Genomic DNA, 22797 nt, shown 5'->3' with positions numbered 1-22797 from the left:
GTCACCAGGTGTCGGGTCGCGCGCCGAGCGGCACCGTCGCCGGTCGCTCGACCCGGGAGGTCACGGGCACGACCGTGTGCTCGCGGGACGCGGTGCCGACCGCTTCCATCACCTCGAGCACGTGGTACGCCAGTTCCCCGGACGCCCGGTGTGGACGGCCGGTCTCGATCGCGTGCGCCATGTCGGCCAGGCCGTAGCCCCGTCCGGCGTCGGCGTACCCGCCCCGGACGGGCAGGTCCCGCCAGGTGCGGTCGTCGGCCGTCGCGATGGCCGCGGTCTCCGAGAACGCGTTCGGGTCGGGCACGGCCAGGGTGCCCGCCGTGCCGTACACCTCGAACAGCGGCGACCGGGTGGCCCAGACCTCGAAGGACACGGTGACCGTCGAGACGACCCCGCTCTCGTGTTCGAGGACGGCCACCACGTGGGTGTCGACGTCGACCGGGATCGGGGTGCCCGCCAGGGGCCCGGTGGCGACGGTGCGCTCGCGGGAGGACCGGGTCGCACTGCCGCTGACCCGGACGACCGGGCCGAAGAACGACACCAGGCTGGTCAGGTAGTACGGCCCCATGTCGAGCAGCGGACCGCCGCCCGGCTGGTAGTAGAACGCCGGAGCCGGGTGCCAGAGCTCGTGGCCCGGTGCGCTCCAGGACACGGCAGCGCCGACCGGGGAGCCGATCATGCCCTCGTCGAGCGCGGCCCTGGCCGTCTGGATGCCGGTGCCGAGCACGGTGTCCGGCGCGCTGCCGACCCGCAGACCGGCGGCGCGGGCGTGTTCGAGCACGGGCGCGGCCTCGGCGGTGCTCGTGGCGAGCGGCTTCTCGCCGTAGACGTGCTTGCCGGCGGCGAGCGCGCGCTCCGCGACCTCGGCGTGCGCCGCGGGGATCGTCAGGTTGAGCACCACGTCGACCTCGTCGTGGGCCAGCAGCTCGTCGACGTCGAGCGCCAGGACGCCCTGCTCGCCCGCGACGGCCGCCGCCCGCTCGGTGTCGAGGTCGGCGACCGCGGTCAGGCGCAGGTTCGCCAGGTCGGGCAGGTGCTGCAGGTACTGGCGGCTGATGTTGCCGACGCCGACCATGCCGACCCTCATCGTGCTGCCCACAGGAGCCCCCGTTCGATGACCGTGCGGAGCGGCTGCGACTCGACGACCTCGAGCCGGTGCCCGGGTGCGGAGACGAACACGCGGCCCTGTCCCCACTGCCGGGTCCAGATCGCCGGCGCCGTGACCGGGCGGTTCCAGGCGTCGAAGTCGCGCGCTGCCTGCGTGGTGGTGGCCAGCACGTCGTTGTACTCGTCACTGAGGACCCAGTACTGCTCGGTGACCAGGTCGAAGTCCTCGATGCCCTGCGTGATCGGGTGCTCGTGCCCGGCCGCGGTGATGTGGACCGTGTACGGGATGTAGTTGTCCGACTGCTCCCCGGTGCGCTCTGCCGGGGGCTTGGCGGCGTGGTGGGCGAACTGCCCGCCGACCATGTGCAGGTAGTCGGCCGTGTTCCGGAACGCGTCGGCGATGCCACCGTGCCACCCGGCCAGTCCGGCACCGCCGAGCACGGCACGCTGCAGCCCGGCGAACTCGTCGTCGGCGATGGTCGACATCGTGACGACCTGCACGATGAGGTCGACCGTGTCCATCACGGACGGGTCGGCGTAGACCGCGGTGGAGTCGTGGACCGCGACGTCGAAGCCGTTGTCCCGCAGGAACGGCACGAAGGCGTCGGTGGTCTCGACGGGCTGGTGCCCGTCCCAGCCCCCGCGGACGACGAGGGCCTGGCGCTGGGGGCTCATGCGGGTTCCGATCCGGTGGTGGTGGGCGTCCAGCTGCTGCCGTCGGCGGCGCTGCGTTCGACGGCGTCGAGCACACGCTGCACGTGCAGGCCGTCCTCGAACGACGGCGACGGGTCGGTGCCGGCGGTGATGGCGTCCACGAAGTCCTTCACCTGGTGGCTGAAGGTGTGCTCGTACCCGATCAGGTGCCCCGTCGGCCACCACGCGGCCATGTAGGGGTGCTCGGGCTCGGTGACCAGGATCCGGCGGAAGCCCTGCTCCCCCGCGGGCGCCGACGACTCGTACAGGCGCAGTTCGTTCATCGACTCGAGGTCGAACTGGATCGCACCCGTCGAGCCGGAGACCTCGAGCGTGAGCCCGTTCTTCCGTCCGGTCGCGTAGCGCGTGGCCTCGAAGGTGCCGATCGCGCCGTCGGCAGCGCCGCCGGTGAGCCGGCCGAGGAAGAACGCGGCGTCGTCGACGGTGACCTGGCCCCGCTCGCTCGACGCGGTGCCGGACAGCCCGACGCCCTCGCCGAGCAGCGGGCGCTCGTGCACGAAGGTCTCGAGGGTGCCGGAGACACTGGCGAGCTGCGCGCCGGTGACGAACTCGGCCATGTCGATCGCGTGTGCGCCGATGTCACCGAGCGAGCCGGAACCGGCCAGCGACTTGTCGAGGCGCCACGTCATCGGGCCCTCCTCGTCGGTCAGCCAGTCCTGCAGGTAGAGCGCGCGGACCTGACGGATGGTCCCGATCCTCCCGTCCTGCACCAGCTGGCGGGCGAACGCGATCGCGGGGACGCGGCGGTAGCTGAACCCGACCATGGCGCGCACGCCGTGCTGCCGGGCCTCGGCTGCTGCGGCGACCATCGCCTCGGCCTCGGCGACGGTGTTGGCGAGGGGCTTCTCGCACAGCACGTGCTTGCCGGCCCGCAGCGCCGCGACGGCGACCTCGACGTGCGAGGACCCCGGCGAGACCACGTCGACGACGTCGATGTCCGGGTCTGCGACCACGGCACGCCAGTCGGTCGAGGCCGTCTGCCACCCGTACTGCTCGCGCGCTGCTTCGGTGCGGTCGGGATCACGTCCGACGACCACGGTCATCTCGGGCTCGGCGTCGAGGTCGAAGAACCTGGGCGCCGTCCGCCATGCCTGTGAGTGCGCGGCTCCCATGAAGCCGTGCCCGATCATCGCCACCCGGAGGGGTCTGCGTGCCATCCGTTCGCTCCCTTGCGATCACGTCCTTGCCAGAGTCAACACTACCGCTTATGTTGGGCGCGGCAACATTTTGTTTCGACGACGAACGGTGACCACCATGGCAGCGACGCCCACCCGTGCAGACAAGTTCTCCTTCGGTCTCTGGACCATCGGCTACAACGGCTCGGACCCCTTCGGCGGGCCCACCCGCCCCCAGCTCGACGTGGTCGAGGCGGTCGAGAAGCTCGACGAGCTCGGCGCCTACGGCCTGACCTTCCACGACGACGACCTGTTCGCGTTCGGCTCGACCGACGCCGAGCGCCAGACCCAGATCGACCGCCTCAAGGGCGCGCTCGAGTCCACCGGGATCGTCGTGCCGATGGTCACGACGAACCTGTTCTCCGCCCCCGTCTTCAAGGACGGCGGCTTCACCTCGAACGACCGCCAGGTCCGCCGCTTCGCGCTCCGCAAGGTGCTCCGCAACGTCGACCTCGCCGCCGAGCTCGGTGCGAAGACCTTCGTGATGTGGGGTGGCCGCGAGGGCGCCGAGTACGACTCCGCCAAGGACGTGCAGGCCGCGCTCTCCCGCTACAAGGAGTCGGTCGACCTGCTCGCGCAGTACGTCACCGACAAGGGCTACGACATCCGCTTCGCGATCGAGCCGAAGCCGAACGAGCCCCGCGGCGACATCCTGCTGCCGACCCTCGGCCACGCGATCGCCTTCATCGACACCCTCGAGCGTCCGGAGCTGTTCGGCGTGAACCCCGAGGTCGGCCACGAGCAGATGGCGGGCCTGAACTTCACGGCCGGCATCGCCCAGGCGCTCTACCAGGGCAAGCTCTTCCACATCGACCTCAACGGGCAGCGCGGCATCAAGTACGACCAGGACCTGGTCTTCGGTCACGGCGACCTGCAGAACGCGTTCTCGCTCGTCGACCTGCTCGAACACGGCGCACCCCAGGGCGGCGTCGCATACGACGGCCCCCGCCACTTCGACTACAAGCCGAGCCGCACCGAGGACATCTCGGGCGTCTGGGACTCCGCGGCGGCGAACATGCGCATGTACCTGCTGCTCAAGGAGCGTGCGCAGGCATTCCGCGCCGACCCCGAGGTCCAGGCGGCGCTGCAGGCGTCGAAGGTCGACGAGCTGAGCACCCCGACGCTCAACCCGGGCGAGTCCTACGACGACGTGCTCGCCGACCGCTCGGCGTACGAGGACTTCGACGCCGACGCGTACTTCGGCGCCAAGGGCTTCGGGTTCGTCCGCCTGCAGCAGCTCGCCGTCGAGCACCTCATGGGCGCGCGGAATTGACGTCTGACATCCGTCCGGGCACGGTCGACTCCGGCGACGGCACGCTCGTCGCCGGGGTCGACTCCTCGACCCAGTCCTGCAAGGTCACCATCCGCGACGCCCACACCGGAGCGATCGTCCGTGAGGGCCGCGCGTCCCACCCGGACGGCACCTCGGTCGATCCCGAGCACTGGTGGACCGCGCTCGGCACCGCGATCGCGGACGCCGGCGGGCTCGACGACGTCGCGGCGATCGCCGTCGCCGGCCAGCAGCACGGCATGGTCGCGCTGGACGAGGACGGCCGGGTCGTCCGCGACGCACTCCTGTGGAACGACGTCCGCAGCGCCGACGCGGCCGCCCAGATGGTCGACGAGCTCGGTCGGGAAGCCTGGGTCACCCGCACGGGACTGGTCCCGGTGGCCTCGTTCACCGGGACCAAGCTGCGGTGGCTCCGCGACGCCGAGCCGGAGAACGCAGGCCGGGTGGCGGCCGTGGCACTCCCCCACGACTGGCTGTCATGGCGGCTGCGCGGGTACGGCCCGGCGGACGAGAGCCCGCTCGGCGCCGACCTCGACGCCCTGGCGACCGACGCGTCGGACGCCAGCGGCACCGCGTACTGGGACCCGGCTCGACGCGAGTACGACCCGGAGCTGTTCGAGCTCGCCCTGGGACGCCGGATGCGCATCGCGGGCACCGGCGACGAGGACGCGGTCGTCGTCCCCCGGGTCGTCGACCCCGACCAGGCGATGGGCACGCTCGAGACCGACGTGCCGCTGCCCGGCGGCGGTGTCCTGCACCGCGGACTCGTCGTCGGCGCCGGCACCGGCGACAACGCGGGCGCGGCGCTCGGCCTGGGCCTCGGCCCGGGCGACGTCGCGGTGTCCCTCGGGACCAGCGGGACGGTGTTCGGCGTGACCGACGCCGCGCTCGCGGACCCGAGCGGGACCGTGGCGGGCTTCGCCGACGCGACGGGGGCGCGCCTCCCGATCGTCACGACGCTCAACGCGGCCCGCGTGCTCGAGGTGATCGGCGGCCTGCTCGGCGTCGACCACGGCGAGCTCGGCGAGCTGGCACTGCGTGCTCCTGCCGGCGCCGAGGGGCTGGTGCTCGTGCCGTACTTCGTCGGCGAGCGCACCCCGAACCGACCGGACGCCACGGCGTCGCTCGTCGGCATGACCCCGGGGACGACCGACCGGGAGCACCTGGCCCGCGCGGCGTTCGAGGGCATGCTCTGCGCGCTCGCGGACGGCCTCGCTGCTGTCGAGGCGTCGGGTGTCACCGTGGACCGACTCCTGCTGATCGGCGGGGCTGCGCGCAACGAGGCCGTCCGGACGATCGCCGCGCAGGTGTTCGGGCGCGACGTGCACCTGCCCGAACCGGGCGAGTACGTCGCCGCCGGCGCTGCGCGACAGGCCGCCTGGGCGCTCACCGGGACCCTGCCGACGTGGATGCTCGCGACGACGACCGTCGCCGCGGACCCGCGACCCGAGGTCCTGCAGCACTACCGGGACGCCGTCGCCGCGTCCTGACCCACATCACCACCGTGCCCCCGGCACCCGCTCGGGTGTCGGGGGCACCACCGTCCCCGGAGGACACCGATGCCGCTGACCGACCTGCCCCTCGAGGAACTGCGTTCCCACCGCCCGAGCGTCCGTGAGCCCGAGGACTTCGACGCCTTCTGGGCCGACACGATCGCCCAGGCCCGCGCCGCCGCCGAGCAGACCGGCGCCCACCCCGTGACCGTCCCCGCGGACACCCCGGTGACGGGGCTCGTGATCGAGGACCTGACCTTCCCGGGGTTCGCGGCCGACCCCGTCCGCGCCTGGGTGACCCGTCCAGCGGGAGCCAGCTCCGGATCGGACGACGCACGGCTGCCGGTCGTGGTCGAGTTCCTCGGCTACAACGGAGGTCGCGGTCGCCCGGGAGAACGAGTCGCATGGGCGCTCGCCGGGTATGTGCACGTCGTGATGGACACCCGCGGTCAGGGCAGCGGGTGGGGCGGGGGCGACACCCCGGACCCACACGGTGCCGGCCCGCACATCGGCGGCTGGATGACGAGCGGGATCGACCGCCCCGAGGACCACCACTACCGCCGCGTCTACACCGACGCCGTGCGGCTCGTCGACGCGGTCCGCACGCTGCCCGGCGTCGACCCGGACCGGATCGCGCTCACCGGCGGCAGCCAGGGGGGCGGGATCGCGATCGCGGCCGCAGCGCTGGTCCAGGCGCACGTGGGACCGATCGTGGCCGTGCTGCCCGACGTGGCGTTCCTGTGCGACTGGGAGCACGGCGCGCTCGTGGCGCTGAGCGACCCGTACCAGGAGCTCGTCCGCTACCTGGCCGTGCACCGGGATGCGGCCGAGACCGTGTGGACGACCGCGTCCTACCTGGACGGCGTCAACTTCGCCGCGCGGATCGACGCACCCGCGCTGTTCTCCGTCGCGCTCATGGACGAGGTCGTGCCCCCGCGGACGACGTTCGCGGCGTACAACGCCCTGGCATCGACGGACCGACAGATCGAGGTCTACCCGTACAACGGCCACGGGGGCGGTGGCTTCCGGCACTGGGAGCGGCAGGTGGCCTTCCTGCGCGAACGTGACGGGCGGCGCTGATGCCGACGTCCGCTCCCGCGCACCGGTTCGGCGAGACCGTCCTGACCGTCGTCGACGCCGCGGGAGCACCGCTGCCCGACGTCGCGGTCACGGTGGCGCAGACCCGGCACGCGTTCGCCTTCGGCAACATCGGCTTCGACTTCGTCCCGCTGGCCAACGGCGAAACGGACCCGGTCGGCACCGAGGACCTGGCCGCGCTGTACACGGACGTCTTCAACACCGCGACGCTGCCGTTCTACTGGGGTCGGTTCGAGCCGGAGCGCGGGAAGCCCGACACCGGGCGGCTGCAGCAGGCGGCGCGCTGGTTCCGGGAGCGCGGCGTCGCACTCAAGGGCCACCCTGAGGTTATCCGGGGTCGACGAACGATCTGCCCGTAGTAGCGGGCCCAGGGGTGTCAGGCTCTGTCAGGCACGGCCGTCGTGGCTAAACCGAATCACCAGGTCTAGGGTCGGCTGAACGAATGGGGACGATGGGACGCAATGCCTCTTCCCCGGCCGAGTCGCGGAGTAACTCACGTAGTAGCTCACGAGCGCCTCCGAGTTCACCCCTCAACCGGGTGGACAGTTTGACTGCTTCGTCCAGCTCGCGTTGCAGTCGTTCGTTCTCTGAAGCGAAGTGTTCCGAGGTCACCAGCGCCTCGAGCGTTTCGATTGAGCTGGGGGAGTCAAGCGCGACCAGCCGCTCGCCTAGTAGGCGCCTCCTTGCGGCTCGCAGTTCATCGACTTTCTGTTCGAGACTACCGATTCGTTTGCGCTGCTCTACAAGCTTCTTCATCAAGGTCGCTCGATCTACCGCCTGACCCTCGCGCCAGTTCGCCTCGTCGCTTTCAAGCCGGCGCCGTAATTCTGCCTGCTGGCGACCCGACTGACGAATACGCTCGGCCAGATCACCCTGAGTATGAATGAACTCGCGCGAGACGCGCGCTTCACGGGCGACTCCGGATATGGTGATCTTCTCGCTTGAATCCATCGCCGCGTCCAAGGCCCGTAACACCGCCGCTCTTTTGTCAAGAGACGCTTGTCTACGACTTGCATGGAGGCCTTGAATTGCGCCACGACTCATTCGATGCCCTTCGTTGCGCCGGCGCGCTCGATGTCCGACAGATGCGAGAATTCGCCATGAATAGCACGAAGGTCGATACGACGGGGAGCGCCAGCTCGACGCCGAATGTCCTCCATCTTCTCGAGAGCTAGGTGTATTGATGACCTTTCCATTTCAGGCAGATTATCGATGTAGGAATCAATGCCGGCGAGAATTCGGTCGCAGTCGCGTGTTCTGCGCTCGTAGTGACTAATCATGTGACTGTCCGGCGCGATGATTCGCACGCGCTCAATCTGTGCCTGCAGATACAGACGCTTTGCTAGCAGTCCGTCTCTTTCGAAAGGATCGACCAGGAAGAACGGGCATGATTCGCAGACATGATCCATCGCACATGCAGCACCGCCGGCCGCCACGTTAGCGGGCTCCGTGCATGACCCAAGAGAGACAGCCAACTTGGTGAAACCATCGCGCTCTCGATCCACAGTAACTGCTTCACCTGACCAGTTGAGCCGCCGCGAGGGAAGCGACGACATCGCGTGCCGCTTTCGTCTGCTGGTGATGAGAAAGTAGTTCATCGTCGTCTTGAAACTCTTATGGCCCATCCACTCCTGCAGTTCCTCCGGAGTGCAAGTCGGACGCCCCTCACGGTCGGTCGCATCGGCATGACGTTGCGCGAATGCATGGCGAAAGGCGTACGCGTCGATAGTTGTCAGATCGAACCTGATGTAGTTTCCGTCTGCGCCTTCCACCTCTTCCATGAACGGAGCTTCGTCGAGCACAACGGCTACGAGCTCGTCGATCCTTGCGTTCAAGAATGCTGCTGAACGCGGCGCGTCCTTTCTTCCTCGGTCCGTAGGAAAGAGCCACTGAGACTCGATGCCGTGCTCGATCTTGATTTCTTGCCATTGCCTGATTGCATCGTGAACATCCTTGTGGATCGGGAGACGCGTGCCACGACCGAAGGGTGGCTTGACGCGATCCCACTCGAGGTAGGCCTGCCCGGCACTGTCATACGAGATGCATTCTTCCTTTAGCCGAACCGTCTCAGAAGTTCGACGTCCGCATCGCTCTTGCAAGTAGATCATGACCTTCGCTTCGGCCGTGACTAGGGCTGAGTGTCGCTGTAGGAGATGCAGGTGGTCCATCAACCAGTCGACAATTGGTTGCGGGATGAATCGGAAAGAGTCATCATGCTCCTTGCCGCCCGGCGGTTTGCCAACAGCCTTTTGACGCAGGAATTCGCGGTCGAAGGTGGCTGGCAGCCGTCGCCAGACCGGGAGAAAGTCCTCCGAGGCGCGAAAGAAATCAAGCATTCCCCTCAGCGCGGCGAGGGCGAGCCGTTGAGCGTGGATCGTGTCCCACGCCTTACGAATCGCTTTCAGGACGGCGGTGGCGTCGGCCCCTCCGAGCGCTTCAACGGGCGTTCCTCTCGCGTGAAGAACTTGGTCGACAATCCGTGCGACTCGAACCGCGGCTTCGAGCTTGTTCCGCCCATGGGGACCAGCCTCGAGGATGTATGAATCCACGCTTTCCACCCACCAACGTAGCCTCAGTTCACGCAGGTCGATCCGCGTCCGCCGGTGGACTGGCTTCACTGAGTATTTCAAGTCGAGGTCTGTGAGGAAATACAGCCCAAACGTCCGCCCCTGCTCCCCCGCCCACTCACGATGCGCCTGGTCAATCCTGGACTGCAGATCCCGATAGAAGCCTGCGATGTTCGCGTGTGGCGTCGGGAGGTTCAAGGCGTTGAGACCGACGAGCGTCTCGTGCTCGGAGTTGCGAAGCAACTGATACACGCGGCGAACGAGGATCGGTGGGATGTGCGCGTTGGCGGATATGTCTCTCTGCTGCAGGGCGAACAGCAACTCGGACCGGATCGGCTCTCGAAGTAGATGAAATGGCGTCGCGGTGCGCTGCGCGTATGTGTACTTCTGGTCTGCGGAAACAGGCAGCTCGAAATAATTGTGCAGCCAACTCTCGACATCAGCAGGGTTGGGCTTCCCGATGCCCATTCGCTTCGCCCAAGAACGGCAGGCTCCTTCGTGGACGTCACAAAGGACCCAAGCTCCCGCACCATCCCGCTTACAGATCACCGCCCGACACTTTTGCTCGGCTGGAGGGAAGGGCTTCGGACGCCGCTCAGTGATCCACTCCCCCATGTCCGACCTCCCCGTGCGACGCTTCCAGCCCCACCACGCAGTTCGGTGATTCACGCACAACCCGGTATTCACGACACTGCGCTGACACCCGGTGATCACACAACTGGTCGGCCGCTCGATCTTTTCGCGTGGGACTTCGAGCCATTCGGCAAGGTTGAATGCGTCGGCGCCCTCGGCCATGAGGCGCTTACGTTCTTTATGACACACGGGGCACAGCTTGCCCTGGACCCTGGTCTCGCACCCTGCTTTCGAACACCGGCTCAGGTACGTGTCCGCCCTATCGACGTCAGGCGTGTATACAAGAGTGTCGGGATCGAACTCACCGGGCCGCCAGTCCATCATCACGCGACCTCGAATGTAATTTGCCCATTCTTGTGAGGGCGTCAGTTCGTGGCTCGTCGAGGTGCGAAAGTCGTTAGCGAATTCAGTCACGGCGTGTCTCCAGGTTGAGGCGACGCGTCGGAAGGCTGTCGAGAGCAGCCACCATCGCGATCTCAACGTCATGCACATAGATCTGGGTTGATTGCTTGCTGCGGTGCCCCATGAGGGCTTGCACCACTTCGAGGGGCTGTTTAGGGACGTCGTACCCTCGCACGAGCCGAGTGGCGAAGGTGTGCCGAAGCATGTGCGGCCCACTCAGTGGATAGTCAATCTTCTTGCCGCACTCTTCGACAATCTCTGCTATCCGATCCTCCTTCATGGCTTCGCCCAGTGCGCGCCCGTGGGTGTAGAGATTTACGAGCATGTGCGGCGAGTTATCACTATTGCCGAGGATTTCCCTGCGCTGAATGACGTAGTCGATGTACCCATCGACAAGCAGTTGTTTTGCAAACAGCGTGCGTTCGGCCCCCTTCGCGCGGGCGCCGTTGGTCACAGGGTTGTCCATCTTGACGTGGAAGTGGGGGTCACGAATGTTGCACCCCGAACTGCGGGTTCCCCCACCCAAGTGCATGTCGGCTGTGAACAACGAGGCCGCCTCGCCCACCCGAATTCCCGTGAAGTACAGGAGATCGATGAGGAATCGGTCGCGAGCCGGGAGAGCAAGGGTCTCCAGCCTGTCGCGCGCGCCACGGTCGCTAATCCACCGAGGTGGCGGAGACGGTTTCCGGGGCTCCCCGCGGAGCCTCTCCGCGGTCACCGAACGATGACGTCCGTGCTCGCCGCCAGCGGGACTTCCCGGGGCGAACCACTTCATCTCTGAAAACTGGGCTGCCACGGACGGCCGGACCAACTCCCTGGTGGCTGCCCATTCGTAGAATGATCGGATAGCGATAATGTGCGCGTCAACAGTTTCCGCGTTCATGGTCGAGGTCGCCATGAGCGCGCGCCGCCACAACACGAGGTGATTCACGGAAACCGCCCGCCAGTCGGCCGTTGTGAGCGTCCAGTTCAGGTACCGGACAACACGGCGCCCGTAGTGCTCCGCGGTGTTCGGAGATCTGTCAAGGTCTTCGAGGGCTGCGAGCCATGAAGAAGATGCGTGCAGGTGGTCATACGCGTCCACGATGACGAACCTCCGCTCACCACCGGGAAGTGTCGCGACGTCCAAGCGATAGGGGCCGTCAGGTAGTGAGATGGTCCCACCTCACTCGCGACACGGAGGCGATAGGCCGGCCCGACGGCCGTTGTTGTCCGCTCATCCATCCCGACACCGGAGAGCAGCCCGACATAGTGCGCGCTAGTGACGGGTTGGTGGTCCGAGCCGCTGATGAATGCCTCACAGGTCGCTACCGTATCAGAGGTTTTTTCCCTACTGAACGGGTATTTACGTTGGACATGTCCAATGTAATCGCGAGGTCCCCCGCTCGCTTGGAGGCGTTGCAAGGACCCTGGTCTGCGATCGCTGCGCGATGAAGAAGGGCGGACATGGCGACCGACTCCACAGTGAGGCCGGCGAAGCTTACTGGATCGAGAGGTCTTTGTGGCGACGCCAAAGTGCCGGGCGTTGGGGGCGCTCCATCTTCTCGTTGATCAGAAGGAGTAGCGGTGCTGCTTGCCGACAGCGTTCATGAAGCATCCACGACAAGCGGCTTACCGGAAGAATCTCAGGTAGCGCGGCACCAGCCACTCGAGCGCCGCGCTTTCCGGCGAGAAGAGGGTGCTCTCTCGCCAGCTCAGCAAATGCGCCACCTTCGCCGGCGTGGACCCCGCGGCGTGCGCAGCCTCTGTATGCAGAATGAGGCAGTACGAGCAGGGGTTCAGCTGAGCCACCCGCAGGCGGAGTAGCTGCGCGAGTTCACTATCGATCCCGAGCGTTGCTGTGTACCCGAATGCCTCCGCCATGTCCTTTGCGATGTCGTGCAGTCTGGTCCTATTCGGATCGAACCTGGTGTTGGTGTACTGAAGCTGGTTCATGCCGTGCCCCTTTCGCAGAGCTGATCTCAAGAGCTGCGGTCGTGACGAGAGGTCGGGCAGCCAGCTACAACGTCGGCCACACCTTCAAAGAGCGAAGCCCGTGGACGTGGTTGCACGCCGAGGAGACTCGCCTTGCCCGCCGACATGTGGATGTAAGCTCCGCGCCCGCTACCTTCCTGCGAGCGGCACAATCACGGAGAGCGGGTTCCTTCCGCGACCGCAGCCGGACGATGGTAGTCAGCCGCCGACGGCGTGAGCCACCGTAAACCGCGCATGTCCAACCTCAGGTCCCCCGGGCGTTCCACGAGAAGCGCCAATACCCCACAGCAGTTTCGGCAACGGACGACGAAGCCCATAGGCGCGCCGTAGACCATCGCTTCCGCGAGTGATGCGACATCTAGGCACGCATCGCACTGTCCGGTTGCCGTCGGAAGGTCAAACGCGAACAATGATGAGGCGACGCCCGCGAGAACGTTGCCGTCTAGATGAGTCATCATGCCCCTCCGAAACGTTCGGTGCGGATGCCCTCCGGGTCGTGACCGAGCCGTATCAGCTCGTGCGCGACCGATTCGACGAATCCCGTGGGCCCGCAGATGTAAATGATCGGGTCGCTCTCTGGCGCAAGCGTTTTGGCCCGTAGCACCTCGGCGGTAAGACGGGCAGGCTTGCCTGCCCAACCTTCGGGCGCCACTCGTGTGTAGTGCCATGTCGTGGCCGCTGTGTCGGACAGGGAACGCAGTTCCTCCTGATACAGCGCGTTCTCGGGGGAACGCAGCGAATACAGGAGCTGCATGGGAATGAAGCTACCCGCGTCCGCATGGGCACGAATCATCGCGACGAGTGGAACAACACCCGATCCCCCGCCGATCAATTGCACGGGCCGGGTTTCCTCGGGCTGCCACACGAACCACCGCCCGAGGGGACCACGTAATTCGACCTCATCGCCAACTTCCAGTTCATCGACGAGAAATGGAGACACCTCACCGTCAGGCAGCCGTTCAACGGCCAACTCGAGACTTTCCCCGGCGCCCGAGTTGGCAAGTGAGTACGACCGCACCGCCTGATAGCCGTCCGGCGCCGTGAGGCGAACGTCAACATGCTGTCCGGGCTGATTTCCCGACCATCCGGGAACGTCGAAGGTCAGACTGCGCGCCGATGAACTCAGCGTCGCGGACTGCGCCAGCCGTCCCTTCCTCCAGGCGAACGTGGAGTCGGTCACGAATACCGTTCTTCCCGCCACGGGTCACCATGCAGATGGTAACCGTACTGCTCCCAGAACCCTGGACGGTTCGCGTCCTGCATCACGAGGCCGCGAACCCACTTCGCGCTCTTCCAGAAGTACAGGTGCGGAACCAGCAGGCGAGCCGGCCCGCCGTGCTCGGGGTCGAGTGGTCCCCCGCCGTACTCATTGGCGATCCAGGCTCGACCATTCAGGAGATCGGCTAGCGGAAGGTTGGTCGTGTAGCCGCCGTAGGAGTGCGCCATGACGAACTGACGACTCGTCTGGACGTCAGCGAAGAGCGTGTCCAACGACACACCGCGCCAGCTCGTGCCCAGCTTCGACCAGCTAGTGACGCAGTGGATGTCTGTAGAGATCTCCTCCGAGGGAAGAGCCACGAACTCCTCCCACGACCACCGGTGGACGTCACCGGACTCGGTTTCGATGGAGAACGACCATGTTTCTCTTTCGATCCGAGGGGTGGGGCCGGCTGAGAGCACCGGAAAGGACTCCGTCAAGTGCTGACCGGGCGGCAAGGCCGGGTCATTGTTACGCCGTCGAGCTCCGAATACAGCCATGATCCCTAATCACCGTCCACATATCTGCCGTCCGAGGTTGCCCCTCGCGCTCGTTCTTGAAATCTCACACCGACCACGCGAGTGGACTCCACAGCCCAAGACACGTCGTACTCCGCGCGGTATGACGGGGGCCAGAACGACCAGAACCGTCCCCCCTCATCGACCCCCCATTCGCCGGTTGTCCTGCTGCCGTCACGCTCGGTGAACGTCGTGCTCCCGTCGGGCAGGAAGACCTGCGCAGTTCCATCGCTATAGGCGAGCGGTGAACGCGTCAGAGCGCCGGCAAGGGCGTCCATCCCAATGGGATCGCCGTCTCGAATTCCTTCCGCGGGTGGCTCTTGATTCTGCGACACGCTTGCTCCAGTTCCTCGGTGGTCCTGTACGGGCCGGCGCCACAGCTTCGAGACGCAATCGGATTACGGGACCCGGTCCCTTCCTACTCCATATGGGATTGTTTCGTCCAGTATGAGTGCCGGCAGATCAGCGCGTAAGGTTCTCAGCCTCAGCGTCGCTCATGGATAGATGGACAGCAAAATCCGGCGGAAGGGAAGAAGGCGATGGCGAAGCGTGGGATGAGGCGTCGTTCGCTGGCCGCAGATCATCGCGGCCTCGCGTGCGTTGCCGCTCAGTCCGTGGTGAATGTGTACGTCGACGAGCTTCGCGCGGGAGTAGATGCTCCGTCCAGGAGCCCCAGAACCGCTGATCATTTCGTCAACTGTCGGCCCTGCGGACAAATACTGCAGGGTCTTGTCGCTGCTGTTGCGGCGCATGACCTGTTGCCACGCGACCCGTGGCGCGCGACATGAGTTCCCCACAGTCAGCGGAGTCGGCACAGCACCAGCAACTTTTCCCCATCTTGTGGCTTCGGTAGCCACAGTTACTAAGGAGAGCACAATGTCAACCGAGTACAGCAAGACCCCCGAGGCCATCAGCCGTCTCACCGAACGCCAGCGCCGCGTCACTCAAGAGTCGGCGACAGAGCCCGCGTTCGGGAACGAATATTGGGACCATCACGAGCCCGGCATCTACGTCGACGTGGTCTCCGGTCAGCCCCTGTTCTCGTCTACGGACAAGTACGACAGCGGCACGGGATGGCCGAGCTTCACCCGACCCATCAGTCCCAAGGCGGTGGTCAGCGTCACCGACAGGTCTCACGGCATGGTGCGCATTGAAGCTCGTTCGAGTGGCGCGGACAGCCATCTTGGCCACATCTTCGGCGACGGCCCCACCGCCAAGGGCGGGGAGCGCTACTGCATGAACTCCGCGGCCCTCCGATTCGTTCCCGTCAGCGAGCTGGACGCGCAGGGCTACGGCCAGTACAAGGGCCTGTTCGAGGCTTCGAACGCCGCGAGCAACGAAACCCCCATTCAGGAGGAGGCATCATGACCAGTGGAATCGATGACACCGGCGAGGTCACCCGCACCCCAGGGACAGAGACTGCCGTCCTCGCCGGCGGCTGCTTCTGGGGGCTGGAAGACCTCATCCGCCGACAGCCCGGTGTGCTCGACACCCGCGTGGGCTATACCGGCGGCGAGAACGACCACGCGACGTACCGCAACCACCCCGGACACGCGGAGGCGGTTGAGATCGTCTTCGACGCGACGGAGACGACGTATCGGGACATCCTGGCGTTCTTCTTCCAGGTGCATGACCCGACGACGCTGAACAGCCAGGGCAACGACTTCGGCTCCAGCTACCGTTCTGCCATCTTCCCTCTCACCTCAGAGCAGGAAGAGGTCGCACGGGAAACCATTGCGGACGTGAACGCCTCGGGGCTCTGGCCCGGCGATGCGGTGACGACCATCGAGCGGGCCGGGCCGTTCTGGGAGGCGGAGCCCGAACATCAGGACTACCTGATCACCTACCCGAATGGCTACACCTGCCACTTCGTGCGCCCGGAATGGGTGCTGCCCAAGCGGACAGCGTCTGCCTGATCACAAAGCCCCGGGGCGCCCAGCCCCCCCACACCCCTGGGCGCCCCGGTCTCCACTCCTCGGACGAGGGTCACCCCGAAAGGTCATCATCCGCAACGCGGATGATGACCTTTCCCTGCATGCGTGCTCGCCTCTGGAATGCGTCCGCCGCCTCCTCGAGCGGGCGTACCGAGCCGACGATGACGCCGAGCGTACCCCATTCAGCACGTTCCATCGACGCTCGAATGCAGCGCGTGCCCCCGTCGCAGCCGACGTCGAGTCATCCAACGCGGTGTTCAACGGGACGTTGCCGGCGACCGTGACGAGGGTCGCTCCGGCAAAGAAGACGACACCGCTGGTGACGAGCATCCATCAGCGGGGCTGACTCTGATCGAGCAGCCCCGCCCACCGAGGATCACCGGGGCAAGAAGATCGGCAGCAGGAACAACGGGTTTACCACCACGCGGTTGATCGACCGCATCGACGTCACGAATGTCTCGTCATTGGTGCGGCCCAGACCGAGTTTGAGCTCTTCTTGATCATTTTGGCGGAGCCACTCGTCATATGGTCTTTGGGGTCCAACATGCCCTACGGTGGATAGACCCGCCGGAAAGCCTTCGCTCGGGTGATGCCTCGGCATTGGCTGACGATAGGACGCCGCCAACGGGGATCGGAAGAGCCCCACGCGACCGGCGCACAACCGACCTGGAGGAACAACCATGGGCGACGCAGTTATCAAATCGGAAGCGGCCGATGCACGACGCGTGGGCTTGTCGGCGGAGCTCACAAGCGCCGACATCACCGACGCTTTGGGCAGGCTGCATGGACACCGAGCCCATATCACGGGGCTTGTGAGCCCCACTCCCGACCGAAAACTGTTCGGACGAGTTATCACGATCTCGTTCTTCCCGTCGTGCGCTGCGGCTCTGGATCCCGCCCACTACAATTTCGGACGCCTGTTCCATCAGGCGGTGGCCGGTGCGCAGACAGCGCTTGAAAACACTGTCCTCGTCATGGCGAGCAACGGCTACACCGACACTTCCCTTGCAGGAGGAACCAAGCTTTCTCGGCTCGCGAATGCCGGACTTGCCGGGGTTCTGACTGATGGTCGATTGCGCGATTTCGGCGAGCTGGCCGACGAGCCTTACGCGGCCTGGTGCTCAGCTGAAGCCATCGCATGGGGTGGCGGTGACGTGACGCCCTATCAGACGAACGTCCCCGTTGTTATCGGTGGGGTAGGTGTGCATCCTGGTCAGTACGTATTCTGCGACGCTTCCGGCGCTGTCTTCATTCCCGAGTCAGACATTGATCGAGTTCTCGAGGACGCTCATCAGATTCGGCGGGATGATTCCTCTCATCGCGCCGCGATAGCCCTGGAGGAAGTGGGTGGGATCGCCGACGGAACCGAGCGCTGAGTCAGCCGGAGTCGCCCCGGGATCGGCCCGACGCCTCGTACTTCGATCAGGTCATCACCCGCAGTACCAGCGGAGATGCGCTCCTGCCTCGGGGCGGATCACAGCCACCGCTGACGACGGAAGATGACAAAGAGAATCACGCCGATGGCGAACATGGCTCCGATGGCAAGAGGATATCCGAAAGTCCACTCAAGCTCAGGCATCACGGCGAAGTTCATGCCGTAAATAGCACCGACAAGCGTTGGCGCGAAAAGGATCGCCGCCCATGCGGATATTCTCTTCATGTCGTCGTTCTGGCGCCGCGCGATCAGAGCGGTGTTGACAGCGACCAGCTGGGTCAGTTGCGCATGTATGTCGACGACGTGCGTGAGAATATCGGCCACCTCGTTTGAATGACCGACGATGATTGCGCCCCAGTCATGGTCGTTCATCGCGTCGGGCGGCGGGATCTGTCTGATGAACCGCGCCAGGGTCGTTAGTGAAGCCTTGAGCGTGGTCACCTGCTGTCCGAGACGGTAGACGCTTTCCACTCCCTCGCCCTCGCGATTGAAAACGTGCGCTTCGCTATCGATCATCGCGTCTTCGATCATGTCGATTGCGTGGCGATGGGACTGGACCGACGCATCGATGAGGCCGGACAGTACCCCGCTCGTGTCGCCCGCGATTCCTGCCCCCTCGGGGGCAGTGGAAGTCGGATGCCACGCGGTCGCAGCCTCGTGCGGATCCTCGAAGACGACCATCCACTGTCCGTGGCACACCACCTGGACCGGCGCGATCACGACTTCATTGGAGACGAAGGATGCACGCGTGATGCGGAGCAGGTACGACTTCCCGTGAATTTCGAGCTTCGGACGCGTTCCTGCCATCAACAAGCTCTCACGCAATGCCTCGGGAAAGTCGAACTCGACGGCCAGTTGGTCCAGGGAATGGTCAAGGCCGCAGCTGCAGCCGATGACGCCCGACGACGACGTTCCACTGATGAGCGCCTGTAGTTCCTGCAGGGGCGTTGCGTCGCTGATCGAGGCTCGAAGCGTGGCGGCTTCACGCGGGGCCGAACCCTTCGGCTCTTCCTGATGCACGTTTCCAGACAGTTCCGTAGTCATCGCCCGAGCATAGCGCGGATGGACTAGGGGGTCCGATTATCTGAGACAAGAAGTGTCTATCTGCGCGCGCTGCTCATGTCACTTCTGGACATGCTGGTCCACGAGTTTCTGGATCGGACCAGATCTGGAGACCACGAACGCACGGGATGCGCTCGTCTCGGTAAGGGCGGCGCGCCATGCGAGCTCGGCCAGCGGCCCGCCTCGATCCCCCGAATGCCCGCTAGCAGCGGTCCGTAGCGTTCCAGTCGAGTACGGTGCGAGCGGGATATCCTGGTTCATGTGAGCAACAGCGGCCAACCACGGCCCCAACGCCGCTTGACGGCGCGCGGGGCGGCGACGAAGGTGCGCATCATCGAGGCGGCAGATGCTTTGATCAGCGAGCGCGGTGTGGCCGCTACCACGCTGAGCGACGTGCGTATCGCCAGCGCCACGTCCAAGTCTCAGCTCTACCAGCACTTCCCCGACAAGCGGGATCTCGTTCGGACGGTTATCGATGTTCGGGCCGAAAGTCTGCTCGCGCAGCAGCGGAGCAGGCTCGACAAAGTCGTCTCGCTTCGAGGGTTCGAGCTGTGGCGGGACGAGCTCGTCGACCGCAACGCGATCCGTCACGGCGCGTACGGTTGCCCGCTTGGTTCGATTGCGAACGAGCTTGCCGATCACGACGAGGATGCACGACGCGCTATCGCTGCGCACTTCGACGAGTGGCTCGAGGTGCTAGGGAAGGCACTTGACCGGCTCAAGACCCACGGTGTTCTTCAGGCTGAAGCAGACTCCCGGGCGCTCGCGAATACTCTGCTGGCCGCCATGCAAGGTGGCTACCTGCTAGCCAAAGCTACGCGGGATGTCTATCCCATGCGTGCCGCTCTCGACGCAGCGTTGGCCCAGGTCAAAGCCTTCGAGGCGCCGGCCTGAGCGGGCGACATCAGCTAGGGCCGCGCCTGGGGTACGAAGAGACTCACACAGAGTCGTCCTCCGCGCGGTTTCGCGTTCCTTCATCCGCGGCGACAGGCACGGCACCTTGTGCGAGCTTGAGCCGGGTCCACACGTTCATGTTAATCACCACCGCGGCGATCTCCGCGACGTCCCGCTCATTGAAGTAGGCACGCAGCTCGTCATGCGCCGTCTCGAACCTCTCCTGGTCGAAAATGGTGAGTGCTTCGCAGTACCCGAGAGCAGCTCGTTCAGGTTCGGAGAACATCCTGCTCTCTCGCCATGAGGGTAGGTGCGCGATGACGACCGAGGAGATCCCGATCTTGGCTGCGACCTCACTATGCAAGATGAGGCAGTAAGAGCACGGGTTCAGCTGCGCAACGCGCAGCCTGAGAAGTTGCATCAGGCGCGAATCTCCGACGAGTTCCGCCGCGTATCCGAAGGCTGCTGCCATTTCGCCCGCCAAGTGGCCGAAGCGGGTCTGGTTGGGGTCGAACCGCGTGTTCGTGAAGCTCACTGTCTCAAGGACAGGACCGAAGTCGTTCATCTGACTAACCATCCTCGTTCCGATCACTTTCGGGCCGTTCGTGCAGAGGCTGTTCATACTCCGGGTAGTGCTGCAAGAAGGACCTGAACACCGGGCACCTGACGGTCACACTCTTTCCCTCGGCGCGCAGCAGGTTGAGTACGCGCCGAGTGAGTTCGGTAGCGAGGCCCTGGCCGCGGAAAGCCGGCAGGATCGATGTCGACAGAAGCAACACCTGACCATCACTCTCGGCGAACAGCACGCCACCGAACTCGACGTCATCCTTCGCAGCCACGAAAAGGCCAGCGGCATCGTCACGCGTTATCGAGAACCGTCCTTCCGTTGGCGCAGTCCTCTCCATCTCTTCAATGAGAGCACGCTGCTCAGAGGAGATCACTGGGGCTCTGTGCTGCTTCGGATCGGTAGCGTCAGCGGCGGGCCGAGGCGGGGAGTTCGAGTCGTTCATACCGGGCCTTTCGAGTCCAACGGAGTGCCTGCAGTTGCCGGGCTCTCGCGCATCCGAGCTAGCTTTGCCGTCGCCTCGTCAGACCGGCTCATGTCTGTCGAGCATACCTGCGGATAGCAGTTTTTGGACCCAGGGGTCCCAAAATGTTCTATGGTGTGAGGACGGACCCAACGAGGAGGAGGAGCTGTGAGCTCGCAGAATCACGCCAAGAAGGAGGCGCTGAGCCGCCTGACGGAGCACCAGCACTACGTCACTCAGGAAGAGGGCACTGAGCCAGCTTTCGACAACGAGTATTGGGCAAACGATGAACCGGGTATCTATGTCGACATCGTCTCCGGGGAGCCTCTGTTCTCGTCGACCGACAAGTACGACAGTGGAACGGGCTGGCCGAGTTTCACCAAGCCGATCACTCGGGATGCTGTGGACACCAGATCCGACTTCCAGTTAAGCGAACCACGCACCGAAGTGCGCTCGGCGGGTGCGGACAGCCATCTCGGTCACCTGTTCACCGACGGGCCGCAGGAGGCTGGCGGGCTTCGCTACTGCATGAACTCGGCGGCCCTCCGCTTCGTCCCCGTTTCGTCGCTCGAGGAGGAGGGGTACGGAGCATACCGCTCCCTGTTCACCTTCGACGCTGAAGAGAAGGGCCACGTGGCGTGACCAGCGGTGTCGACGACACCGGGAACATAACCGACAACCCGGACACCGAGACGGCTGTCCTCGCAGGCGGGTGCTTCTGGGGCATGGAGGACCTGTTCCGTCACCAGCCGGGCGTGGTCAACACACGTGTCGGCTACACCGGCGGCGAGAACGACCACGCAACCTACGGCAATCATCCGGGGCACGCCGAGGCAATCGAGATCGAGTTCGATCCGACCGTCACGACATATCGCGAGGTACTCGCCTACTTCTTCCAGGTGCACGACCCCACAACGCTGAACAGCCAAGGCAACGATTACGGCAGCAGCTATCGCTCCGCGATCTTCCCCATCTCGATGCGTCAGGAGCAGATCGCGCGAGACACAGTCGCAGACGTTGACGCATCAGGACTCTGGCCAGGCCCGGCCGTCACCACCATCGAACCTGCCGACGCATTCTGGGAAGCCGAGCCCGAGCATCAGGACTATCTGGTCACCTACCCCCATGGCTACACCTGCCACTTCGAACGCGCCGAATGGGTGCTACCCAGGCGCCCTGAGGAGAACCCACAGGCGTGACAACAAGACACAGGCAGGACACATGGACTCGAATCAACCGCGAATGATCACGCTCACGGACACTGATCGAATGACGGAGGAACTCGTAGCGACTGCGTCAGCCGAACTCGATGCGGAACCATTCAGCATCACCGACAATAAGGAGGCCGCCGTGTACGAGTACACGGTCGAGGGTCGTGCGGCAGCAGGACTCCTTTACCAGGAAACAGGGACGCGAGTCACACTTCTGGCGACTTCCGTCTTCCCCGAGTTCCGCGGACACGGAATCGCAGGCAAACTACTTGGTGGAGTCCTCGATATGCTCCGCTCACAGGGACGAACCGTGACTCTGACGTGCCCCTTCGCCACGGCGTTCGTGAAGACACACCCGGAGTACGCAGACATCGTCGACCCTGCCTTCCCGGGCAATGCGAGTTCGCGTCAGCATGGACGCCGTCACTGAGGCATCGGCGTGATGATGCACGCTGAAGATCTTCCTTACATGGACAAAGCTCTGCCCGATGCGTGGAAAGCGGCGGGCGAGTTCGCAACTGCCATCTCCAGTGCAACCGCCAGCGGGTTGACTCTCGCCGAGAGCGAGATCATCAAAGTGCGCGTATCCCAACTCAACGGATGCGTGTTCTGCCTGGATCTGCACTCACGTCAAGCTCGAAAGCACGGCGTGCCCCAGCAGAAGCTGGACCTGCTACCTGCGTGGCGAGAAACGACACTGTTCACCAGCCGGGAAACAGCCCTGCTCGCTGTCGCTGAGACAGCGACAGCCGTGCCGCTGAGCGAGAACAGCAAAGCGGACCTCATCGCTGCCCGGCACGCCCTAGGGGAGGTAAGCTTCGTCAGCGCCGAATGGGTAGCAACGTCCATCAACCTCTTCAACAGAATCTCAATCTTGAGCGAACATCCGGTGCGCGCCCGCGACGCCGACGGGCACCTCTCCTGAGGTCCTGGTCCGAGACAGAGCACGTAAGCAGCGCGAACAAGGAACGGGGCTGAAGTCACAGCCGGCTCTCAGGATAAT

Annotated in this window: 27 protein-coding genes; 12 read left to right on the top strand and 15 right to left on the bottom strand. The window is 65.0% G+C overall.

Annotation, left to right across the window (positions count from 1 at the left end):
• Window position 1: 1 nt before the first annotated feature.
• From DEJ13_RS03970 to DEJ13_RS03960, 3 genes are read right to left on the bottom strand one after another with little or no spacing between them, the layout of a single operon-like run.
• On the bottom strand, window positions 2-1087 hold the full coding sequence (locus DEJ13_RS03970) for a Gfo/Idh/MocA family protein (RefSeq protein ID WP_181437028.1): 1086 nt from the start codon (window positions 1085-1087) through the stop codon (window positions 2-4).
• The gene (locus DEJ13_RS03965; RefSeq protein WP_111106900.1) at window positions 1084-1782 is read right to left on the bottom strand and encodes a ThuA domain-containing protein; all 699 of its coding nucleotides are present in this window, start codon (window positions 1780-1782) and stop codon (window positions 1084-1086) included. The genes DEJ13_RS03970 and DEJ13_RS03965 overlap by 4 nt, the downstream gene beginning before the upstream one ends.
• The gene (locus DEJ13_RS03960; protein WP_258374095.1) at window positions 1779-2978 is read right to left on the bottom strand and encodes a Gfo/Idh/MocA family protein; all 1200 of its coding nucleotides are present in this window, start codon (window positions 2976-2978) and stop codon (window positions 1779-1781) included. The genes DEJ13_RS03965 and DEJ13_RS03960 overlap by 4 nt, the downstream gene beginning before the upstream one ends.
• 97 nt (window positions 2979-3075) lie before the next feature.
• Here DEJ13_RS03960 and xylA point away from each other — a divergent pair, with 97 nt between their 5' ends.
• The 4 genes from xylA (at window position 3076) to DEJ13_RS03940 (ending at window position 7237) form a co-directional block, all read left to right on the top strand.
• Complete coding sequence (xylA, locus tag DEJ13_RS03955; RefSeq protein ID WP_111106949.1) at window positions 3076-4269, top strand: xylose isomerase; 1194 nt, start codon at window positions 3076-3078, stop codon at window positions 4267-4269.
• Window positions 4266-5777: a xylulokinase gene (gene xylB / locus DEJ13_RS03950; RefSeq protein ID WP_258374094.1), complete on the top strand. Its 1512-nt coding sequence runs from the start codon at window positions 4266-4268 to the stop codon at window positions 5775-5777. The genes xylA and xylB overlap by 4 nt, the downstream gene beginning before the upstream one ends.
• A gap of 69 nt (window positions 5778-5846) precedes the next feature.
• Window positions 5847-6860, top strand: coding sequence for an acetylxylan esterase (locus DEJ13_RS03945; protein WP_111106899.1), 1014 nt, complete (start codon window positions 5847-5849; stop codon window positions 6858-6860).
• On the top strand, window positions 6860-7237 hold the full coding sequence (locus tag DEJ13_RS03940; RefSeq protein WP_111106898.1) for a hypothetical protein: 378 nt from the start codon (window positions 6860-6862) through the stop codon (window positions 7235-7237). The genes DEJ13_RS03945 and DEJ13_RS03940 overlap by 1 nt, the downstream gene beginning before the upstream one ends.
• A 46-nt stretch (window positions 7238-7283) precedes the next feature.
• Here DEJ13_RS03940 and DEJ13_RS03935 read toward each other — a convergent pair whose 3' ends face one another.
• The 8 genes from DEJ13_RS03935 to DEJ13_RS03900 form a co-directional block, all read right to left on the bottom strand.
• Window positions 7284-7922, bottom strand: a complete 639-nt coding sequence (locus DEJ13_RS03935; RefSeq protein ID WP_502868724.1) for a DUF6262 family protein — start codon at window positions 7920-7922, stop codon at window positions 7284-7286.
• Window positions 7919-10492, bottom strand: coding sequence for a site-specific integrase (locus DEJ13_RS03930; protein WP_181437027.1), 2574 nt, complete (start codon window positions 10490-10492; stop codon window positions 7919-7921). The genes DEJ13_RS03935 and DEJ13_RS03930 overlap by 4 nt, the downstream gene beginning before the upstream one ends.
• Window positions 10485-11564 (bottom strand): tyrosine-type recombinase/integrase, encoded by a 1080-nt coding sequence (locus tag DEJ13_RS03925; protein WP_146245239.1) that lies wholly within the window; start codon window positions 11562-11564, stop codon window positions 10485-10487. Before DEJ13_RS03925 ends, DEJ13_RS03930 begins: the two co-directional genes overlap by 8 nt.
• A gap of 527 nt (window positions 11565-12091) precedes the next feature.
• The gene (locus DEJ13_RS03920) at window positions 12092-12415 is read right to left on the bottom strand and encodes a carboxymuconolactone decarboxylase family protein (protein WP_111106895.1); all 324 of its coding nucleotides are present in this window, start codon (window positions 12413-12415) and stop codon (window positions 12092-12094) included.
• Between the two features lie 191 nt (window positions 12416-12606).
• Window positions 12607-12909: a DUF6510 family protein gene (locus tag DEJ13_RS03915; RefSeq protein ID WP_220037581.1), complete on the bottom strand. Its 303-nt coding sequence runs from the start codon at window positions 12907-12909 to the stop codon at window positions 12607-12609.
• Window positions 12909-13634 (bottom strand): ferredoxin reductase, encoded by a 726-nt coding sequence (locus DEJ13_RS03910; protein WP_111106894.1) that lies wholly within the window; start codon window positions 13632-13634, stop codon window positions 12909-12911. Before DEJ13_RS03910 ends, DEJ13_RS03915 begins: the two co-directional genes overlap by 1 nt.
• A complete protein-coding gene (locus DEJ13_RS03905; protein ID WP_258374101.1) occupies window positions 13631-14134 on the bottom strand; it encodes a molybdopterin-dependent oxidoreductase in 504 nt (167 codons plus the stop codon). Before DEJ13_RS03905 ends, DEJ13_RS03910 begins: the two co-directional genes overlap by 4 nt.
• 590 nt (window positions 14135-14724) lie before the next feature.
• On the bottom strand, window positions 14725-14982 hold the full coding sequence (locus tag DEJ13_RS03900) for a hypothetical protein (protein WP_146245238.1): 258 nt from the start codon (window positions 14980-14982) through the stop codon (window positions 14725-14727).
• Between the two features lie 124 nt (window positions 14983-15106).
• Here DEJ13_RS03900 and msrB (DEJ13_RS03895) point away from each other — a divergent pair, with 124 nt between their 5' ends.
• A complete protein-coding gene (gene msrB, locus DEJ13_RS03895; protein ID WP_111106892.1) occupies window positions 15107-15598 on the top strand; it encodes a peptide-methionine (R)-S-oxide reductase MsrB in 492 nt (163 codons plus the stop codon).
• A complete protein-coding gene (msrA, locus tag DEJ13_RS03890; RefSeq protein ID WP_111106891.1) occupies window positions 15595-16146 on the top strand; it encodes a peptide-methionine (S)-S-oxide reductase MsrA in 552 nt (183 codons plus the stop codon). The genes msrB (DEJ13_RS03895) and msrA (DEJ13_RS03890) overlap by 4 nt, the downstream gene beginning before the upstream one ends.
• Here msrA (DEJ13_RS03890) and DEJ13_RS18125 read toward each other — a convergent pair whose 3' ends face one another.
• Window positions 16147-16494 carry an anthrone oxygenase family protein gene (locus DEJ13_RS18125; protein WP_349815052.1) on the bottom strand — a complete coding sequence of 116 codons (348 nt, stop codon included), beginning with the start codon at window positions 16492-16494 and terminating at the stop codon, window positions 16147-16149.
• A gap of 350 nt (window positions 16495-16844) precedes the next feature.
• On the opposite strand from DEJ13_RS18125, the gene DEJ13_RS03885 reads away from it, so the two are divergent.
• Entirely contained in the window at window positions 16845-17540 is a 696-nt protein-coding gene (locus tag DEJ13_RS03885) for an RraA family protein (RefSeq protein ID WP_111106890.1), read from the top strand.
• Window positions 17541-17638: 98 nt separating this feature from the next.
• Here DEJ13_RS03885 and DEJ13_RS03880 read toward each other — a convergent pair whose 3' ends face one another.
• Complete coding sequence (locus DEJ13_RS03880; protein ID WP_111106889.1) at window positions 17639-18643, bottom strand: CorA family divalent cation transporter; 1005 nt, start codon at window positions 18641-18643, stop codon at window positions 17639-17641.
• A 279-nt stretch (window positions 18644-18922) separates the two neighbouring features.
• Between DEJ13_RS03880 and DEJ13_RS03875 the strand changes: the two genes are divergently transcribed.
• The gene (locus DEJ13_RS03875; RefSeq protein WP_258374093.1) at window positions 18923-19555 is read left to right on the top strand and encodes a TetR/AcrR family transcriptional regulator; all 633 of its coding nucleotides are present in this window, start codon (window positions 18923-18925) and stop codon (window positions 19553-19555) included.
• A 43-nt stretch (window positions 19556-19598) separates the two neighbouring features.
• On the opposite strand, the gene DEJ13_RS03870 is transcribed toward DEJ13_RS03875, so the two are convergent.
• Both DEJ13_RS03870 and DEJ13_RS03865 read right to left on the bottom strand, forming a co-directional pair.
• Window positions 19599-20120: a carboxymuconolactone decarboxylase family protein gene (locus tag DEJ13_RS03870; RefSeq protein WP_111106887.1), complete on the bottom strand. Its 522-nt coding sequence runs from the start codon at window positions 20118-20120 to the stop codon at window positions 19599-19601.
• A gap of 4 nt (window positions 20121-20124) precedes the next feature.
• The gene (locus DEJ13_RS03865) at window positions 20125-20496 is read right to left on the bottom strand and encodes a GNAT family N-acetyltransferase (protein WP_181437026.1); all 372 of its coding nucleotides are present in this window, start codon (window positions 20494-20496) and stop codon (window positions 20125-20127) included.
• A gap of 255 nt (window positions 20497-20751) precedes the next feature.
• Between DEJ13_RS03865 and msrB (DEJ13_RS03860) the strand changes: the two genes are divergently transcribed.
• From msrB (DEJ13_RS03860) to DEJ13_RS03845, 4 genes are all read left to right on the top strand, one after another.
• On the top strand, window positions 20752-21225 hold the full coding sequence (gene msrB, locus DEJ13_RS03860; RefSeq protein ID WP_111106885.1) for a peptide-methionine (R)-S-oxide reductase MsrB: 474 nt from the start codon (window positions 20752-20754) through the stop codon (window positions 21223-21225).
• On the top strand, window positions 21222-21782 hold the full coding sequence (msrA, locus tag DEJ13_RS03855; RefSeq protein WP_111106884.1) for a peptide-methionine (S)-S-oxide reductase MsrA: 561 nt from the start codon (window positions 21222-21224) through the stop codon (window positions 21780-21782). Before msrB (DEJ13_RS03860) ends, msrA (DEJ13_RS03855) begins: the two co-directional genes overlap by 4 nt.
• Before the next feature lie 70 nt (window positions 21783-21852).
• Window positions 21853-22224: a GNAT family N-acetyltransferase gene (locus tag DEJ13_RS03850; protein WP_181437025.1), complete on the top strand. Its 372-nt coding sequence runs from the start codon at window positions 21853-21855 to the stop codon at window positions 22222-22224.
• 12 nt (window positions 22225-22236) lie between these two features.
• Window positions 22237-22719, top strand: a complete 483-nt coding sequence (locus DEJ13_RS03845) for a carboxymuconolactone decarboxylase family protein (protein ID WP_111106882.1) — start codon at window positions 22237-22239, stop codon at window positions 22717-22719.
• Window positions 22720-22797 lie beyond the last annotated feature (78 nt).

The organism is Curtobacterium sp. MCLR17_007, from assembly GCF_003234655.2.
Lineage (GTDB): Bacteria > Actinomycetota > Actinomycetes > Actinomycetales > Microbacteriaceae > Curtobacterium.
The sequence above is the reverse complement of the archived record's forward strand: the minus strand, read 5'-3'. Positions and strand labels throughout refer to the sequence as shown.

Excerpts from the sequence above, each read along its gene's own strand:
- DEJ13_RS03970 (WP_181437028.1), bottom strand. The coding sequence starts at position 1,087 with ATGAGGGTCGGCATGGTCGGCGTCGGCAACATCAGCCGCCAGTACCTG.
- DEJ13_RS03965 (WP_111106900.1), bottom strand. The coding sequence starts at position 1,782 with ATGAGCCCCCAGCGCCAGGCCCTCGTCGTCCGCGGGGGCTGGGACGGG.
- DEJ13_RS03960 (WP_258374095.1), bottom strand. The coding sequence starts at position 2,978 with ATGGCACGCAGACCCCTCCGGGTGGCGATGATCGGGCACGGCTTCATG.
- xylA (WP_111106949.1), top strand. The coding sequence starts at position 3,076 with ATGGCAGCGACGCCCACCCGTGCAGACAAGTTCTCCTTCGGTCTCTGG.
- DEJ13_RS03945 (WP_111106899.1), top strand. The coding sequence starts at position 5,847 with ATGCCGCTGACCGACCTGCCCCTCGAGGAACTGCGTTCCCACCGCCCG.
- DEJ13_RS03940 (WP_111106898.1), top strand. The coding sequence starts at position 6,860 with ATGCCGACGTCCGCTCCCGCGCACCGGTTCGGCGAGACCGTCCTGACC.
- DEJ13_RS03935 (WP_502868724.1), bottom strand. The coding sequence starts at position 7,922 with ATGAGTCGTGGCGCAATTCAAGGCCTCCATGCAAGTCGTAGACAAGCG.
- DEJ13_RS03920 (WP_111106895.1), bottom strand. The coding sequence starts at position 12,415 with ATGAACCAGCTTCAGTACACCAACACCAGGTTCGATCCGAATAGGACC.
- DEJ13_RS03915 (WP_220037581.1), bottom strand. The coding sequence starts at position 12,909 with ATGACTCATCTAGACGGCAACGTTCTCGCGGGCGTCGCCTCATCATTG.
- DEJ13_RS03900 (WP_146245238.1), bottom strand. The coding sequence starts at position 14,982 with ATGCGCCGCAACAGCAGCGACAAGACCCTGCAGTATTTGTCCGCAGGG.
- msrB (WP_111106892.1), top strand. The coding sequence starts at position 15,107 with ATGTCAACCGAGTACAGCAAGACCCCCGAGGCCATCAGCCGTCTCACC.
- msrA (WP_111106891.1), top strand. The coding sequence starts at position 15,595 with ATGACCAGTGGAATCGATGACACCGGCGAGGTCACCCGCACCCCAGGG.
- DEJ13_RS18125 (WP_349815052.1), bottom strand. The coding sequence starts at position 16,494 with ATGCTCGTCACCAGCGGTGTCGTCTTCTTTGCCGGAGCGACCCTCGTC.
- DEJ13_RS03885 (WP_111106890.1), top strand. The coding sequence starts at position 16,845 with ATGGGCGACGCAGTTATCAAATCGGAAGCGGCCGATGCACGACGCGTG.
- DEJ13_RS03880 (WP_111106889.1), bottom strand. The coding sequence starts at position 18,643 with ATGACTACGGAACTGTCTGGAAACGTGCATCAGGAAGAGCCGAAGGGT.
- DEJ13_RS03870 (WP_111106887.1), bottom strand. The coding sequence starts at position 20,120 with ATGAACGACTTCGGTCCTGTCCTTGAGACAGTGAGCTTCACGAACACG.
- DEJ13_RS03850 (WP_181437025.1), top strand. The coding sequence starts at position 21,853 with ATGACGGAGGAACTCGTAGCGACTGCGTCAGCCGAACTCGATGCGGAA.
- DEJ13_RS03845 (WP_111106882.1), top strand. The coding sequence starts at position 22,237 with ATGATGCACGCTGAAGATCTTCCTTACATGGACAAAGCTCTGCCCGAT.